Source organism: Nitrosospira sp. Nsp11 (genome assembly GCF_900142705.1).
In the GTDB taxonomy this organism is placed as follows: domain Bacteria; phylum Pseudomonadota; class Gammaproteobacteria; order Burkholderiales; family Nitrosomonadaceae; genus Nitrosospira.
In genome coordinates this window covers 41,726-57,866 of sequence record NZ_FRBV01000004.1, presented here as the reverse complement: position 1 = coordinate 57,866, position 16,141 = coordinate 41,726, and the positions used below count along the sequence as shown (strand labels likewise).

Below are 16,141 nucleotides of genomic sequence, written 5' to 3'. Positions count from 1 at the left end.
AAGATTACAGACGTACTACCATTCCATGGAATAAATGCGTTTCTTTCGCCTTCTCAAAATACTCTCTGTAGCATTTCGTTTTGGCCTTGATGAATTTTTTCTGGGCCACGAGCGGCTGCGGTTGCTGCGCCCTGTTGTCAAGGCAGCGACGTTCTGGCGACGCCTGGATAGGGCGCGGGGTGAGCGCCTTCGCCTTGCGCTGGAAACTCTGGGCCCTATATTCGTCAAGTTTGGCCAGATGCTTTCGACTCGTCGAGATCTTCTGCCGCAGGATATCGCCGATGAACTGGCCAAACTGCAAGACCAGGTCCCTCCGTTTCCCTCCAGTCTCGCCATCAAAACGCTGGAGCAGATCTATGGAAAACCCGTTACTGAAGTCTTTCTGGTCTTCGATGCAGAACCGGTAGCCAGTGCATCCATCGCACAAGTTCATCTGGCGGTGCTGAATGACGGAACAGAAGTTGCAGTCAAAGTGCTGCGGCCGGGCATCGCGCCTATCATCGCGCATGATGTGGCATTGATGGATTCCGGCGCTTTGCTGGTCGAAGCACTGTGGCCCGACGGCAAGCGGCTCAAGCCACGCGAGGTCGTGACCGAATTTGCCCGCCACCTGGATGACGAACTGGACCTCATGCGCGAGGCAGCGAACTGCAGCCAGTTGCGGCGTAATTTTCTGGATTCTCCATTACTGTTGGTGCCGGAAGTTTACTGGGATTATTGCTATTCCGGCGTTATGGTGATGCAGCGCGTAAAAGGCACGCCCATCAGTCAGGTGGCGAAACTGCGCGAGCAGGGAGTCGATATTCCAAGGCTTGCCCGAGTCGGCGTGGAAATATTCTTTACCCAGGTATTCCGGGACGGTTATTTCCATGCCGATATGCATCCGGGCAATATTTTTGTCGGCCAGGACGGGCGTTACATCGCGGTCGATTTCGGCATAATGGGAACGCTCACTGACGAGGATAAAAATTATCTGGCGCAAAATTTCCTTGCATTTTTCCGGCGCGACTACAAGCGTGTGGCCGAAGCGCATGTTGAGGCGGGATGGGCGCCAAAGAATACTCGTGTTGATGATTTCGAAACCGCAATCCGTGCCGTATGCGAACCCATCTTTGACAAACCGCTGAAAGAAATCTCCTTTGGCCGTGTACTGCTTCGTCTATTCCAGACATCTCGCCAGTTCAACGTGGAAATCCAGCCGCAACTGGTAATGCTGCAAAAAACCCTGCTGAATATCGAGGGGTTGGGACGCGACCTCGATCCTGATCTCGATCTGTGGACAACCGCGAAGCCGTATTTGGAAAACTGGATGGCCGAACAGCTTGGCTGGCGCGGGCTCAGCCGTCGGCTGCAGAAGGAAGCATCGAGCTGGGCGGTCATCATGCCGCAGTTTCCGCGCTTGATGCATCATGCCTTGACGGAAGTCCGTACAAGCGGGCTGGAAGAAAAGATGAATCAGTTTATCCTCGAAAAAAGGCGTCAGAACCGCTTGTTTTCCATCCTTATAGTATTGCTAACGGTGGCAATGCTGTGGCAGCTATGGCTATAAGGGCTGATAATCCTTTTTTTCGTTCTCTTCCGCCTGTACTGCTTCAGCTTTGGAATAACGACTAGCGAACGCATTTTACGCCCGCCCACTTTAGCGTCCACTCCGGCAACATCTGCATCTTCCTGACGAAACGATAAACCGGCAACCCATCTCCTTTTCCGCAGCGCCCAAGGCAATGTTCCAAACGATGGCGGTTCGTCAATCCATGGATAAACTTTGGTAAAATCCCCGTCTTTTGTCTTTTAACCGGCACGGCAATGGCGCTACTTGAAATCCGTAATGTCACGCGGCGCTTTGGCAGCTATACCGCGGTCGACAATGTCAGCATCAGTGTGGAGGCGGGGGAATTCTTCACGCTGCTGGGGCCGTCGGGCTGTGGTAAAACAACGCTCCTACGGATGATAGCCGGGTTTGATCTTCCCGATTCCGGCCAGATCCTGCTGGACGGACGAGATATGGTCGGCACACCCCCGGAAAAACGCCCCGTGCATACGGTATTTCAAACCTATGCGTTGTTTCCGCACATGACGGTAGCGGACAACATTGCGTTTCCACTCAGGATGGCCGGCAAAAAAACACATGAAATACAAACCAGGGTAGCGGATGCACTGGACAGTGTCCGCCTGTCGAATTTCGGCAACCGTTTCCCCAACGAATTATCAGGCGGGCAGAAACAGCGAGTGGCGTTTGCGAGAGGATTAGTCAATCGCCCCCGATTGTTGCTGCTGGATGAACCATTGGGCGCACTCGATGCCAAATTGCGCGAGGAAATGCAGATGGAGTTGATCAATCTTCAGAAAGAGGTTGGGGTAACGTTCGTTTTTGTTACCCACGCCCAGAATGAGGCGCTGGCGCTGTCCCATCGCATCGCCGTGATGAACCGTGGCAATGTCGAGCAAATCGACGAACCTTCCAAAATCTATGGCTTTCCCAAAAATCGCTTTGTTGCGGATTTTATCGGCAAGATCAGCATGATGAACGCGCAAGTCCTGGAGGCTGCGCCTACCCATTTGAGACTTGATGTGGGCGAAGTGGGAGAAGTTACCACCGCTGGCAAGGAAGGCATCAAAGCGGGCGACAAAGGTACGATCGCGATACGCCCCGAACAGATATTGATTTCCCACCCATCCGAAGCGCGGCGGCTGAAAAACCATTTCCTCGGTAAAGTACGTGATTTTTTATATGTTGGAGATGTTACCACTTATATCGTTGAACTCCCCAATGGTGCCTTTATAGAGGCTTTGCTGCCTAATTCCGCACCTGGACGTGCAAAGTTTTTCGAGGTAGGGGATCAAGTAAGCATCTCGTGGCATCACGACGCGGGTATTTTTCTCAATGACTAAAGAAGAAGCCAATGCGCCTCGCGCTGCCCGATTTCTGGTAAGCGGACCGCCGCTATTGTTCCTGGTCGTGTTCTTTGTTGTCCCCAGCCTGATTATGATCCTCACCTCGTTCCGCTTTCCGGGCGAGTTCGGGGGCCTGGCGCCCATCACTGCGCCCGCGGGAGCAGTCGACGGCGAATACGGCCTTACTGCCGAAGCTTACCAGTTTTTTTTTAGCGACATTCTTTACGCTGAAATTTTTCTCAAATCCTTCGGCGTTGCGTCAGCAACTACCCTCATTTGTCTCGTTATGGCCTATCCGCTGGCAGTGCTGATCGCGCGCAGTGAAAAACGTTTCCGAAATCTGATGGTGCTGCTGGTGGTATTGCCATTTGCCAGTAATTTCCTTATCCGTATTTATGCCTGGATGATTATTCTTGGGCCGGAATCCGGACTCAGCCATTTCATCAATACTATTCTCGGCGCATTCGGGATTGCCCCTGTGACGTTGTTGTTCTCGCCGTTTGCCGTATTGATCGGCATGGTATATGTACACCTGCCGTTTATGGTGCTACCGCTTTATACCAACCTGGAAAAGCATGATCCCTCGCTTCTGGACGCGGCACAGGATCTGGGAGCCAACGGCTGGCAGCGCTTCTGGCGCGTAACCTGGCCGCTATCTCTCCCCGGCGTTTTTTCGGGCTCGGCACTCGTATTCATCCCGGTACTCGGCATGTTTGCCGTGCCGGACATACTCGGCGGCACGGGCGACATTCTCATCGGCAATCTGATCAAGGATCAATTCCTTGGCACCCGTGACTGGCCTTTTGGTTCAGCGCTATCAATCATGCTGACGCTGGCAGTGCTCTCCGTCGCCGGGCTGGCTACCTGGTTCGCACGCTCCGCCACCGGGCAGCGCGCGGCGTAGCATGAGCCGCACCAATATCTGGCTTTGGTCCGCAGCGGGCGTGATTTACGCCTTCCTGTACGTTCCGCTGGCTATCGTGGTTTTGTATTCGTTCAACGATTCGAAACTGAATGCCGAATGGGTGGGATTTACATTGTCCTGGTATAAAACGCTGTTCCAGAATACGGAAATGCTCACCGCCGCGCGTAATTCGCTGTTTATCGCGCTCAGCGCAAGTTTTAGCGCAACATTGCTCGGCACGATGGCCGGTCTGGCGATACATCGGTATAAGCTCAAGGTCTTGCCCATATTGGTGTTCACGCCAGTCGCGATGCCCGAAATCCTCCTGGGGGTATCGCTGCTCCTATTCTTTTTGCAAGTGCTTAATTTAACGCTCGGCATGGTTTCTATTATTATCGCGCACACCACATTTTGTATCGGTTTCGTTGCCATCATCGTACGGGCGCGGCTCCAGGGCATGGACGAAAGTATTTTTGAAGCGGCGCGCGATCTCGGCGCCTCTCCCTGGCAGACTTTTCGTCTTGTCACCCTGCCGCTGATCATGCCCGCAGTGGTTGCAGGAGCCTTGATGTCGTTTACGTTGTCCATCGATGACTTCGTCATTACATTCTTCACCAAGGGAGTGGGCGAACCGATTCTGCCCATCCATATCTATACGATGATAAAGGTTGCGGTGACACCGGAAGTGAATGCCATCTCCACATTGCTGATGCTGCTCACGCTGGTCATGATCATCATTGCAGCCAAGCTCGAATCGCACGCCTCATCAAGCGCAAACGCAACGTCGCGCAAGGCGAAATGATGATGAATACGCGGTGCACCTCCCCAGCGCCGACCGCATCGTTCGTGCTCCTGCTTGCATGGCTGGTTCTGTCCACCACGGGTTGCGCGAGACAGGATCAGGATATTGTCCTCTCCAGCAAGGAAAACGTTCTGCATTTATTCAATTGGAATAATTACATTGCGCCGGAAACGGTCAGACGCTTCGAGAAATTCTGCAATTGCAGGCTTTCCCAGGATTATTATTCCGATAATGAGGAAATGCTGGCGAAACTGTCGGCGGGCGCGACCGGCTACGATCTCATCATTCCCACCGGTAATGCAATGGACACTCTTATTCGCCAGGGCGCGCTGAAGCCGCTGGATAAATCCTTGTTGACCAATATCGGGAATATCAATCCTGCATACCTAGATACACCATTCGATCCCGGCAATAAATATTCCGTTCCATATGCCTACACGCTTACCCTGCTCGGCTTCAATCAGGAGAAAGTAAAGAGCCTTGGCCTGCCTACCGACACCTGGGCAATCATTTTTGAGCCGAAATACCTCGAAAAAATCAAAGGACGCGTAACCGTGCTCGACAGTCAGCGCGAATTGATGGCTGCGGCGCTGAAATATTTAGGCTATTCGGTTAACGATACCGATGAGAACCACTGGAAAGAAGCCGCAAACCTTATCGTGCGCGCCAAGCCCTACTGGGCCGCATTCAGCAATACCGGTTATATCAAGGAGTTGGCCGTTGGCAACTTGTGGGTGGCGCAAGGATATTCCAACGATATGTTCCAGGCGGCGCTTGATGCCAAAAATACCGGGCGCAAATTCACCATCGGCTACTCGACTCCGAAAGAAGGCGCGGTTCTGGCACTCGACAGCATGGTACTGCATCGAAGCGGAAGTCGTTCCGACCTCGCCCATCAATTCATCAACTTCATGCTGGAGGGGAAGAACTCCGCCGAGCTCACCAATCTCATAGGTTCCGGCAATCCCAATATGGATGCAATACAATATATCCAGGCAGAAATCGCAGACAATGAAGCCATATTCCCAGCCCCCGAAATGCTGAACCGCCTTGAAATGCTGCGGGACCTGGACCGTAAACAACGCCGCGTGTTAAGCCGCCTGTGGACCGAAATTAAATTGAGATAGACCGCAATCCAAAATAATAAAGAAGAAATCGCGAAAAACAGCAGCGGTTCGTTCCAGGCCGGGCTCGTCATTCGCACTCCTCGAAAGACCTGCGAAGCAAGCCATGCGGGGTAAAAAGTTCAATTAACTCAGCAGTGGAAGAAGTAATCGCTGTTCCGGTATAATAATTTTGGATTCATCATTTCTCATCCCGTTGAACATATTATGAGCTACTACCTGCGGCATGTATTTTTCTGCGTAAACCAGCGTGAGCCGGGAGCCGTATGCTGTAACAATCATGGCGCCCAGGCCATGCGTGATTATGCCAAGGAGCGAATCAAGGCCCTCAAGCTCGACAGCAAGAGCAGAAGAATACGGATTAACAATGCGGGTTGTCTCGATCGCTGCAACGAAGGTCCGGTTATCGTTGTCTATCCCGAAGATGTCTGGTACACGTATGTGGACAAAGAAGATATTGACGAGATCATCGAAGAACATTTGAAAAACGGGCGTATCGTCGAGCGGTTGCGAATTTAGAGCAGGCAATAAACGTATTTTCATCCATATTGTCAAGCATACTGTTGAATTCACATATTCCACAGAAATTATTCATTGATGGCCCGGCAGGGAAGTTGGAAACGGTTCTGGCGGAGCCGGATTTCCGCTACCGCCGTGGCTTTGCCGTGGTTGCCCATCCCCATCCATTATATGGTGGGACAATGAATAACAAGGTGGTCCATACGCTGTTCAAGGCGTTTCTCGAGTTGGGATTTGTCACAGTCAAATTCAATTTTCGCGGCGTGGAACAAAGCGAAGGCGAACTTAACTCAGGCAAGGACAACGGGGCGGGTGAAACTGAAGACGTGCTTGCGGTGGTTGAAACCATAAGAAACGAATTCGCTGCCTCCTTTGATACCCCTCCACTATTACTACTGGCAGGCTTTTCCTTCGGGGGCGCGGTCCAGGCTTATGCGGCGCAACGCCTCAAGCCGCAAATAGTGGTATTGGTGGCTCCAGCCGTTCAGCGGCTCAGCGCGCCCCACCTCGCCAAACCCGATACTAAACACGACATTGAAAGCGCCCGCCAGGTCCTGATCATACAAGGTGATCAGGATGAGGTGGTTCCCCTTCAAACTGTCCTGGATTGGGCTGCTCCGCAGGAATTACCTGTGGTCGTCGTGCCCGGCGCAGAGCATTTTTTTCACCGACGATTGCATATCCTCAAGCGCATCGTTCTCGATTCATGCTGATTCGGAAGGAAGCCGGAAGGCCGACAAAGGCGGCCATTGGATTTTATCAATGGGCTGACGTCAGGGCCCAGAAAACGCCTGGATCGATAAGCTAACGCCAGCTCTCTTTTTACCGGCTCATATGCAAGTGAGCATCATCGACCGGAAATCGTCAAGAAATCCCATCTTTTTTGACATGTTTGGGATTTTTTCGCCCGCATCGACGAATTTATCCTGGTCCCGGAAATCGCGATTATCGAAAATCGTGAGATTGGCGTTGGGGCCGACCTCGAGGCTGCGAACCTTATTTTCCCAGTTGAAGCCGAAGGGCCCGGTCATCACCGGCAACTCCACGGGGCCAACCAGCAAAAAGCTATCGCCGTTAAAGTCTTTCTTATCGTATAGCTTCACCCAGCACCCGCTATTCGCCGACGTGTCGGTCGATACCTTCATCGGCACCATCATTAGCACCGGTACTTCAATGATGGTTCCTTCCTCCTTCTTTCCCGACTTTGAATATTGCTTGCTTTTTTCCGCATGCTTCGATTTATCGTTCACCCTTGCTTTCTCAGCCGAGTCTTGCGCATAAACACCAGACCCGGCATATAGCCCAAACACGGCTGCGAGGGCGATCAGGAAATTGCGTGGGTTCTTTGTCAGAATATTCATATTATTCTCCTTAAAAGAATGGTTGAAAGATTGATACCCTACCGATATACGGTTGTATATCGCGCGGAAAGGACCGACCTGTTGCAAAGTACCGACACCCCATGTCGTTGGTCGGTTATTGCGAAACAGGATTTTAAGACCAGGGTACGGAGCCAATCCGTTCGCTGGCATACATACCTAAAGGCTAATGTATTACTCCGTTTGCTGCGCTTGTGAAATCAAAAAGATGCGGTTCTTTTAAATCACGTCGGGCGATGTGGAAACCAGGACCGGAAGTTGAACAGATAGATGCGCATTTCACGCCGAGTTTCAGAAAATCTTCACTAAGTGTTGAACGTGCCAGGGATTAAGGTATTCAACGAGTCCTCGGATCGGATCTATTTTCACCAAAGATTTTTTCCCTTCAACTTTCCAGCCAGCCTCCACGGAATCCGGCACGACGCAAGCCAGTCAACAAGTAAGGGCATTCCCGCATCAGTGACCACAACAATCCGGACCGGTAGTTTTCTATCATGATTACGATCGGACCCTGGTTCAAACCAAAATGATATAGCGACACCCAGCCAAATTCGCGGTTGGGTTCAACGGGAAAGGTCGGATTGAATGTGGCTTTATAGCCGTACATCCGGGGCTTTCTCAGGCTCATGCGTTCGAAGTTTTCGATGGTCGGAAGCACAATCTCGGGTGCGAACGGGAGCGAAGCGACCACAGCCCATGGCGCCAGCGTACCGTCATCAGGGCCGTAAGGCGCACCGCGGGCGATATAGTCGTAGAAAACCCGGAGGATGCCCTTTACCTGCTCGGTGACAGGCCCCGGCCCATCGCTGGAAGTGATGCCCCAGCAATGCTCATTGTAATTCTCGAACTCAAGCGGATTTACCTTGGCGTATCGTTGCTGAACGAACGTCGCGCGTCTGGAATTTTCGAAGTAGTCCATATCATGCTCGCGCATGAATGAATCTCGAATTCCCCGGAAGTCGATCCATGCATGCGACAATTGATGGACAAATAATGGTCCCGCGTAAAGCAGTTCGACGTCATACGTTTTTTTCCAGGTATAGGTCGAAGTCCACGCAGTGTAACTTTCTTCCGGCAACGGATGTGTGGGCGAGCCGAGCCCCAGCAGGTATATGATCAGGGCTTCGTCATAGCCTTTCCATTGATAAGGCAAAAAACCTTTCTCCGGAGTCCAGCCGTGACTTACCGCCGCCTTTCCATTTTGCATCCAATGCCAGTCAGCCCGCCGGTAAAGCGCATCGGCAAGCTTGCCGATCTCTTCCTCCTCTGCCGTTTCATGCCGAAAGTAAGCCTGTGCAACCAACATACCGGCGAGAAGAAAGGCAGTATCCACGCTGGAGAGTTCACAGTTCCAAACGCGCCTCCCTGTATTCATGTCGAGGAAGTGATAGTAAAATCCCTTGTAGCCGGTAGCATCGCTTCCAGGACCATGGGGCGCGTTGGTGAAAAATCTCAAAACGGCGAGTGTGCGTTTTACCGCTTCGTTGCGAGTCATGAAACCCCGTTCGACTCCCACCGGATATGCCGCGAGTGCCAAGCCTATAGCAGCAATGCTTGCCGGCCAATCAGGGCGCGATTTATCGCGGATGAGCCCGTTGGCGGGGTTGGCTTCATGAACAAAATATGCAAACGACTCCTGCTGCAGGCTGCTTAGCAATTCATCTTGTTCAGATTGCTCAGACGCGATGAGCTCAGGTTCCGGCATGATCGATTTTTACGATAAAACAGCTTTTTCAACCTCGTTTTCCAGGCCTTGACGTTCACCCTTCGCGTTGTCTTGCTGTATCCGATGTGATAGCACAGCCATTTATCTCGGCCCTACTGCAGCATGTGCCGTGTACAGCGCGGCAAACAGAACAAGGCGTTGGGTTATTTTTCCCCCGGCTCAAAAAATCCAAAAAGGAATTTTATCGGAGGCTGTGCCGTATTTCCGTGTGTTAGCACACCCAACAAAAAACGCATCAATGGAACGACAAGCTGAGCTGCGAAAATATTCCTGAAGAAGTTGAAGCCGGCGAAGGCCGCGTGCCGACCTGATCTTGTGAATATTGATCTTGTGAATATTGAGGCGGAGGCGGAAGCAGAAGGGGTAAATTGATCTTTCCGAAGAAAACGGTTTACACTAATCCGTAGATTTTTGTGTTCCTCGCCAAATTGTGCGGATAAAGTTTCGCAAAAATCCTCGAGGAAATCCTTATGCAACGTCTACTCATCGTTCTCGGGATACTGCTGCTGGTTACGGGCGTCGCATGGCCGTGGTTATCGAAACTACCATTCGGTCGGTTGCCGGGAGACATCATTATCGAGCGGGAAAACTTCAGGCTCTACTTTCCGCTGACGACAGGCTTGCTGGTGTCCTTGTTTCTGTCGTTACTGCTATGGTGGTGGTCCCGTAAATAGCTGTCTTTTTAGAAGGGCATGAACAATTGGATTTATATGAAGCGATGGTGTTCTGGTTCGTCAAAGAATTTGTAAAGGCCATCCTGGGTCTCGGGCTTGTGCTGGGCATTGTCGTCTTCTTATGGTGGATCAATACCGAGGACTAAATCATCGTATTCGTATGTTTTCAGCGCAATTCTATTAATTGCGCGCCAGTTGATTCACCTTCCGTTTTTCATCTTCTTTTTTACTTCCCTTTTTACTTCCTTTTTTGCTTCCTTCAGGTAGATTGCCCTTGATCCCGCTTCTTGCCAGGAGCTGCTCCGGCAGCGGCTGGGCCCGATCGAGAAGGGGTTTCAGGATGGGCAAGAGATGCTTCATGACTTGCGTGGAAAGCGCTGATGTAAACGTATAGTTGGCGGCGTCCGCGCCGGGCACAAATGCGGTCATCGTTCCAAAAAAGCGGTCTCCGATAAAGAAGACAAAAGTGGCGGAGCGATTCACGGCGCGTGATTCCTTGATGACACCAGGCGAAGAAAACGTAATATGACGATGATCGCCCGTCCCTGTCTTTCCGCCAATTGAAATTTCAGCCCCATCCTCTTCCACCATGGCTCGCGCCAGCCGCGAAGCTGTACCTGTCTCTACCACGTCTGTCAGTACGCCACGCACTGCCGCGGCCAATTCGGGAGAAAACATTTTTTCGCCTTGAATGGGCGCTCGTTCGACCATCGTCTCAAAAGGGGTATCGGCTGCGAAATGCAAGCGTTCGATTAGTACGGCAGGCAGTCGCACTCCATCATTCAGAACGATACCCATCAATTCCGCAAGCGCGGCGGGATGATCTGCGGAACTTCCGATGGCTGTGGCTAGTGAGGGTACCAGCGAATCGAACGGATAGCCGAGGCGTTTCCAGCTGCGGTGAATTTCGAGAAATGCTTCAAGTTCCAGAAGACCACGAATGCGTACATCCTGCGAATTCTTGTGTATCGTCTTGAACAACCAGTGGTAGACATCGATTCGCTCGTCCTTGCTCGCCGTGATCACGTCTTTGTACTGGGCAAGTGGATGGGAATTCAGGTAGCGTACCAACCATAATTCCAACGGGTGGACGGTTACTACGTAGCCCTGATCGGCCAGCGAATATTTGCCGGGTGCATAAGCCTCATACAGGTCTTGAACCATTGTCGGGGTCACATTTTTGAAGCCGGGCAGATACGGCGCCATGAATTTCTCAAACTCTGCAAGGGTAGACTCCGGGTAAATATAACGGTGAGCGGCCGCCAAACGGCGTGGTGTGTGCCGGAAACTGGAGAAGAGCAGTTTGCTGATTGCACCCGGCTCCGTTGTTTTACCTTTGTACTTTAGATAAAAACGATTGATGAATTCAGTGCCTTCCTTGTCCGCGAAGCGTTTGAGATATTCCACGCGGCCCGAATTCCCGACATCCTTGAGTATCTTGGCCGATGAACCTCCTACCTGAAACATGTGATAACGCACGATATCGCGCATGAGGCGGATATAGACAAGGTTGACTGAATTCCTTGTCGCTTCGCGCACGCTCATGATCTTGCGGTCGTCTTCATGTTTGAAATTATGAAAGACGTGCGAGCCGCCGCCGGTAAAGAATCGTTCTTCGGGATTAGCCGAGTACTTGCGTTCGAGAGCGGCATCCAGCATGGACGCCAAACTCTTGTCCCTGCTTTGCAAGAGATAACCAATTGCCCAGCGGCTGAGAATATCGCCGGGGTCAACCTCTTGTCCATTAAGTACTTTCGGCGCCAGCGCCGCATATTTGTTATGCAGCGCTTCGACAATTTCAAGATAGGTCACCAACGTCCGCAATTTTGCGGTGGAACCTAAATCCAGCTTGGTCCCCTTGTTGATGTCCAGGGGTTGTTCAAAATTATCCGCCAGGATTCGAAACTTGGCGCCTTGCGGCGTCAATTCGGAAAGCGTGAAGCTGTAGATAATCTTTCCCGGATCTTCCGTGCCCAGCAGACGGTGTCCATAGAGCCCGGCGGCCTGCGCATGTCCCATATCCTTCAACTGGCGCAACATATCGGTGGTCTTTTTCTGTAGCTCCAAGTCAAGCGTGCTTTGCACCGACAAATCCAGGCGGTCCAGGTCATACATACGTTGCAACCCGAGCTGTGAGGCAAGACGCACGCGAACAGCATTAACAGCCTTCTTCGACGCAAAATTCCTGCCTTCTTCCGGAGAACGTGCAACACGAAAATTCAGCGGCAGCTTGAGCGCCTCATCCCTGAGGCGATCCGGTATCACGCCAGCCTGAGCCAACACTCTTAGATAGCTGTCGGTAAGTTCACCCAGTTCTTTTCGCCCCGCTATCAGGTAATAGGAAGGTCTACGCTGGGCAATCATCAGGCTCAACACGTGTTTGTAGAGGAGCGCCGTTTCGGCAAGAGCGTCTCCTTGTACAAACCGCGAGTTAAGGATGTAATTGGTTTTGTCGAAATCCAGGCCGTACCATGCCCACAGGCCGTCTCCTATCCCGTTCGTTTCTCCGAAACCTGCAGCTGCCGCAAGCGGGACTGTATTAAGGTAATCCACTACGATCTGTTTGCGCGCGGGCAGTGTGTACTCGCCCTGCAGATAAGTGCGCACGGACGCAGACGCAATCTGTTGAAGCTTATCCGTTGCATTCATCGTCATTCCGTTGGGGGAATGACGGTATTTTTCAATTTGCGTTGCCAGCGTGCTGCCCCCTGATACATCGTGCTCGGGACGAAAAAGCTGAATCGCCTTATCCAGCACTGCCCTACCCAACCGGTTCCAATCGACAGCCGGATTTTTTTTCGGTTGGGTCAGGTCCAGTAATTCACGATTTTCGATGAACAGCAGGCTATTCGCCACCACAGACGGCACTGACTGGAAATTCTCGTAAACACGCGCCGGAAACGCAGCGCGATACAATGGCTCGCCATCATCGGCAGTTATTTGCAGACCAGCCTGGGATTTTTCGCGATAGGGAATAAACAGGCCCTGCTCTACAAGTTCCTCCATGCGTGCAGAAACCCGTGCCTGCGCATGAACCTGAAAGCCGTGCTTTGCCAGATGCTGAAGCAATTCCGGTAGGCGACTATAGCCCAGGCGAATATCATATGGCCCCGCCTGCGAGAAAGGCGGTTTGTCGCTCGGTCCACTTTTCATCTCCCAGCGCAGATCATCGGCCAAATTCCACAGTTGCCGCGCTTGATAGGAAGACGTTAGAACCTCCCGGTAAAGAAGGAGGGCTGCAATAGCAAGTGCGGCGAGAAGCAGAGTCAAAACTGCAAAGGCAAAAAATCTGAGAACGCGCCTCACGATAGAGTCATCAAAAATAATAAAACACTAAAGATCCATGGAAGACACCAAGTCACAAGGTTTACAAGTATAGGTAGGAGAAATCTTTCTCGCAGCCGCATTTGAGGGGTAAAACCCCGCCAAATCGAAGTAAAACGGCAACAAATCGATTATGACTCGAATACAACTGACGACAGCGCTTTCATAGAACAGGACCCCGGTCGCAATCAACAATGAGGATGATGACAGGGCATGATGCGCTGAGTTCACTGTTGCTCTCTGTTGCCCTCGAGTTGTTTGAGTTATTTGGTTTTATGCGAAAATTTGATTCTTGCCAGCCCTGCTCGCCCGGGAAAATCCGGCAGAGGTTCTGCTTGTTGCCTTATAGTTTCCGATTACCGAATATGAAGGATATAATCTCGTCCGCCGATGGGCGGCGTCAAAACGCCAGGAAGATGCCCAGATAGTACAAAAATAAATGTATTGCGCTCCTTTGCTCCTGAAGACAAACCTCCAGGAGATCAACCTCCGGTAAGAGCCCATCTGCCGGACAAATGGAACATTCGATGGAATTCGTTAGTCTCCTGCTGAAGACAGTTATCCTTCGCCCCTATGTATTTGTGTTCCTGGCCGCGTTCCTCTTCTCCGCGAGCAGGCTGATCGGCTGGCGCAGGACAGCCTGCTTCATGGCTATTACATATATTGTGGCGCTTCTGTGCGAACTCTCTTCCACTCGCACCGGCGTTCCTTTCGGCTGGTATTACTATACCGGTTCAACCGTCGGGCAGGAATTGTATATCTCGGATGTCCCCGCGATGGATTCCCTTTCGTTTCCCTTTCTTCTCTATGCGAGCTATTGCATGGCTCTGGCTTTTCTCCTGCCTGCCACCGGCACAAGCCCCCGCCCTGGTATGAGTATGATCCCGATGGGATTCCCTCTCGCAACCAGGACCGGCTGGCCGACAGTGGTACTCACCATTCTTTTTTTCATGTTCATCGACGTCGTCATCGATCCGGTCGCGCTCCGCGGGGACCGTTGGTTCCTCGGTCGGATATATTACTATCCCGATCCCGGCACGCATTTCGGCATCCCGATAGCTAATTATATTGGCTGGGCTGTCGTTGGCTTCCTCTCTCTTCGCGCCTATCTTCCTCTCGATCGCAAACTTCAGGCCGAAGCCAGCCTCTTCCCTGCCCCATCGGTGACCGGGCGCGTGTTGCTCGGTTGCGGCCTATATTATGGGGTATTGATCTTTAATCTCGTCATCACTTTCTGGATTGGAGAATCGCTTCTGGGGGTTACAGGCTTATTCATTTATATACCGATCACCGTACTGCTTGCTCTTCGACTCTTGGGTCACTTGCCGGCAACGGATAAGGCGTAAGGTCTTTCTTCATTTCTTCTTCATCGAATCCTGCCGTGCTCACCGCAATATGGACAATCGCGGCAATAAACCTCCGACAGTTGGACGGGGACGGGGTTGAGTAAGCTCACCAAAAAGGCGAAGCTCATGGGGTACGAAAAAGGGGTACGAAAAACCTCTTCGTATAGCGCTTAATTGACAAAGGAACTGGCAAATAAGCTGAAAAATAAGCTGTCGACCTACAGGATTCAGGATAATACCTGAACGATCCGTAAGGACGATATAATGCCTCTCATAGCAGCTTAAAGAAATGTTCATCTTATAAAAATTGGAGTGCAAAAAATGAAAAAAATGGCCTTATTGCTAACTGTTTCCGCATTGGTGAGTTTGGTGGGTTGCTCGAAGACGGATAATTACACGCCGGCCGAGAATATCAGCGGGGAGGACATATTTTATACAAACTGTACAAAATGCCATAAGCCGGAAAGCGGCAGCGTGATGGTTATAAGCACCGCAATGGCGAACAAGGATGCCATTATTCAGAAAGTTCAGAAAGGAAGCATGGGGATGACCGCATTTCCCAACATTAAAGGCGAACCGGCGCAACGTCTGGCAGAATTCGTCCTGGCAAATAGCAAAACCAAGTAGTTTGACCATTGGCTAGCCTTTTTTGACACTGATGACGCGGCCATGCCGGGCACAAACGGATGACATGGTGGATAAAGGAGCGGCATGGGCAAAGGAAAATATGTGACGCCGCCACTGCCGGCGAGATTACATGACGCTGTCGTTGCCGGCCACATTTGTGACCCCGCCGCTGCCTGCGGCCTAACAGTGCTTTCCTCGTCTATCACATTGGGGCGTCGCCAGGCATTGACATGGTTATTGTAAAGTGGGCGCTTGTTGTCATTGCCGTTGTCGTCATTACGGGGTTACTCGCCGGTCAACTCGGGCTGCTCAAAGGCGCGCCACCCACTGACCTGGGCGTACATGACGGCAGGCTGAAGCCTCCCTCGAAAACACCTAATAGCGTGTCGAGCCAGGCTTCGCTCTACCCCGATCATCCACAACGCACGTATGCCGAGATAGCACCGCTGCCGCTGAAAGGCGATCCGGACGCTACGCTGGACCACATCGCCGATGTTATCAGGGCAATGGATGGTGCCAAGATAGTCAAAAGAGAGCCAGCCTACCTCTATGCACAGTTCACTACCCGGCTCATGAAGTACGTGGACGATTCCGAGTTCTGGTTCGATCCCGCCGCCGGGGTGATTCAAGTTCGCTCGGCATCCCGCTTGGGAAAATCGGATCTCGGCGTGAACCGCGAGCGCATCGAATCCATTCGTCATAAACTGGGTTCTTCTTGATTGTTGAGCCGTTGCCCAAAATGGCTGGGGGTTCGCCATGCACCGCCCATCGGTGGGGAAAGCATGAATAAACCCGCTTCGCGCATTGCCCCAAGATAGAAA

At 51.8% G+C, this 16,141-nt stretch carries 15 protein-coding genes; 12 read left to right on the top strand and 3 right to left on the bottom strand.

The window, feature by feature from the left end:
• The first annotated feature begins 34 nt into the window (after positions 1–34).
• From ubiB to BUA28_RS06740, 7 genes are all read left to right on the top strand, one after another.
• Entirely contained in the window at positions 35–1,549 is a 1,515-nt protein-coding gene (gene ubiB / locus BUA28_RS06770) for a ubiquinone biosynthesis regulatory protein kinase UbiB (protein WP_072767363.1), read from the top strand.
• 257 nt (positions 1,550–1,806) lie between these two features.
• Entirely contained in the window at positions 1,807–2,892 is a 1,086-nt protein-coding gene (locus BUA28_RS06765) for an ABC transporter ATP-binding protein (protein ID WP_072767362.1), read from the top strand.
• The gene (locus tag BUA28_RS06760) at positions 2,885–3,799 is read left to right on the top strand and encodes an ABC transporter permease (RefSeq protein ID WP_072767361.1); all 915 of its coding nucleotides are present in this window, start codon (positions 2,885–2,887) and stop codon (positions 3,797–3,799) included. Before BUA28_RS06765 ends, BUA28_RS06760 begins: the two co-directional genes overlap by 8 nt.
• A 1-nt stretch (position 3,800) precedes the next feature.
• The gene (locus tag BUA28_RS06755) at positions 3,801–4,601 is read left to right on the top strand and encodes an ABC transporter permease (RefSeq protein ID WP_072767360.1); all 801 of its coding nucleotides are present in this window, start codon (positions 3,801–3,803) and stop codon (positions 4,599–4,601) included.
• Positions 4,598–5,728 carry an ABC transporter substrate-binding protein gene (locus tag BUA28_RS06750; protein ID WP_371915209.1) on the top strand — a complete coding sequence of 377 codons (1,131 nt, stop codon included), beginning with the start codon at positions 4,598–4,600 and terminating at the stop codon, positions 5,726–5,728. The genes BUA28_RS06755 and BUA28_RS06750 overlap by 4 nt, the downstream gene beginning before the upstream one ends.
• A 204-nt stretch (positions 5,729–5,932) precedes the next feature.
• Positions 5,933–6,244 (top strand): (2Fe-2S) ferredoxin domain-containing protein, encoded by a 312-nt coding sequence (locus BUA28_RS06745; protein ID WP_072767359.1) that lies wholly within the window; start codon positions 5,933–5,935, stop codon positions 6,242–6,244.
• 44 nt (positions 6,245–6,288) lie between these two features.
• Positions 6,289–6,957, top strand: a complete 669-nt coding sequence (locus tag BUA28_RS06740) for an alpha/beta hydrolase (protein WP_072767508.1) — start codon at positions 6,289–6,291, stop codon at positions 6,955–6,957.
• 117 nt (positions 6,958–7,074) lie between these two features.
• On the opposite strand, the gene BUA28_RS06735 is transcribed toward BUA28_RS06740, so the two are convergent.
• Complete coding sequence (locus tag BUA28_RS06735) at positions 7,075–7,605, bottom strand: beta/gamma crystallin domain-containing protein (protein WP_072767358.1); 531 nt, start codon at positions 7,603–7,605, stop codon at positions 7,075–7,077.
• Between the two features lie 403 nt (positions 7,606–8,008).
• A complete protein-coding gene (locus BUA28_RS06730) occupies positions 8,009–9,328 on the bottom strand; it encodes a glucoamylase family protein (RefSeq protein ID WP_072767357.1) in 1,320 nt (439 codons plus the stop codon).
• 491 nt (positions 9,329–9,819) lie between these two features.
• On the opposite strand from BUA28_RS06730, the gene BUA28_RS06720 reads away from it, so the two are divergent.
• The gene (locus BUA28_RS06720; RefSeq protein WP_072767355.1) at positions 9,820–10,023 is read left to right on the top strand and encodes a DUF2905 domain-containing protein; all 204 of its coding nucleotides are present in this window, start codon (positions 9,820–9,822) and stop codon (positions 10,021–10,023) included.
• A gap of 180 nt (positions 10,024–10,203) precedes the next feature.
• Here the strand turns inward: BUA28_RS06720 and BUA28_RS06715 are convergent, their stop codons facing one another.
• Entirely contained in the window at positions 10,204–13,329 is a 3,126-nt protein-coding gene (locus tag BUA28_RS06715) for a transglycosylase domain-containing protein (RefSeq protein ID WP_083569912.1), read from the bottom strand.
• Positions 13,330–13,874: 545 nt separating this feature from the next.
• On the opposite strand from BUA28_RS06715, the gene BUA28_RS06710 reads away from it, so the two are divergent.
• From BUA28_RS06710 to BUA28_RS06700, 4 genes are all read left to right on the top strand, one after another.
• Positions 13,875–14,693 (top strand): carotenoid biosynthesis protein, encoded by an 819-nt coding sequence (locus tag BUA28_RS06710; RefSeq protein ID WP_072767507.1) that lies wholly within the window; start codon positions 13,875–13,877, stop codon positions 14,691–14,693.
• Between the two features lie 321 nt (positions 14,694–15,014).
• Complete coding sequence (locus BUA28_RS06705) at positions 15,015–15,320, top strand: c-type cytochrome (RefSeq protein ID WP_072767354.1); 306 nt, start codon at positions 15,015–15,017, stop codon at positions 15,318–15,320.
• 84 nt (positions 15,321–15,404) lie between these two features.
• Positions 15,405–15,563, top strand: coding sequence for a hypothetical protein (locus BUA28_RS15825; RefSeq protein WP_178297931.1), 159 nt, complete (start codon positions 15,405–15,407; stop codon positions 15,561–15,563).
• Positions 15,551–16,039, top strand: a complete 489-nt coding sequence (locus BUA28_RS06700) for a DUF1499 domain-containing protein (RefSeq protein WP_072767353.1) — start codon at positions 15,551–15,553, stop codon at positions 16,037–16,039. The genes BUA28_RS15825 and BUA28_RS06700 overlap by 13 nt, the downstream gene beginning before the upstream one ends.
• Positions 16,040–16,141 lie beyond the last annotated feature (102 nt).

Bases quoted from the DNA above. Each gene is read 5' to 3' on its own strand.
- ubiB (WP_072767363.1), top strand. From the start codon at position 35: ATGCGTTTCTTTCGCCTTCTCAAAATACTCTCTGTAGCATTTCGTTTT.
- BUA28_RS06765 (WP_072767362.1), top strand. From the start codon at position 1,807: ATGGCGCTACTTGAAATCCGTAATGTCACGCGGCGCTTTGGCAGCTAT.
- BUA28_RS06760 (WP_072767361.1), top strand. From the start codon at position 2,885: ATGACTAAAGAAGAAGCCAATGCGCCTCGCGCTGCCCGATTTCTGGTA.
- BUA28_RS06755 (WP_072767360.1), top strand. From the start codon at position 3,801: ATGAGCCGCACCAATATCTGGCTTTGGTCCGCAGCGGGCGTGATTTAC.
- BUA28_RS06750 (WP_371915209.1), top strand. From the start codon at position 4,598: ATGATGATGAATACGCGGTGCACCTCCCCAGCGCCGACCGCATCGTTC.
- BUA28_RS06745 (WP_072767359.1), top strand. From the start codon at position 5,933: ATGAGCTACTACCTGCGGCATGTATTTTTCTGCGTAAACCAGCGTGAG.
- BUA28_RS06735 (WP_072767358.1), bottom strand. From the start codon at position 7,605: ATGAATATTCTGACAAAGAACCCACGCAATTTCCTGATCGCCCTCGCA.
- BUA28_RS06730 (WP_072767357.1), bottom strand. From the start codon at position 9,328: ATGCCGGAACCTGAGCTCATCGCGTCTGAGCAATCTGAACAAGATGAA.
- BUA28_RS06720 (WP_072767355.1), top strand. From the start codon at position 9,820: ATGCAACGTCTACTCATCGTTCTCGGGATACTGCTGCTGGTTACGGGC.
- BUA28_RS06710 (WP_072767507.1), top strand. From the start codon at position 13,875: ATGGAATTCGTTAGTCTCCTGCTGAAGACAGTTATCCTTCGCCCCTAT.
- BUA28_RS06705 (WP_072767354.1), top strand. From the start codon at position 15,015: ATGAAAAAAATGGCCTTATTGCTAACTGTTTCCGCATTGGTGAGTTTG.
- BUA28_RS15825 (WP_178297931.1), top strand. From the start codon at position 15,405: ATGGGCAAAGGAAAATATGTGACGCCGCCACTGCCGGCGAGATTACAT.
- BUA28_RS06700 (WP_072767353.1), top strand. From the start codon at position 15,551: ATGGTTATTGTAAAGTGGGCGCTTGTTGTCATTGCCGTTGTCGTCATT.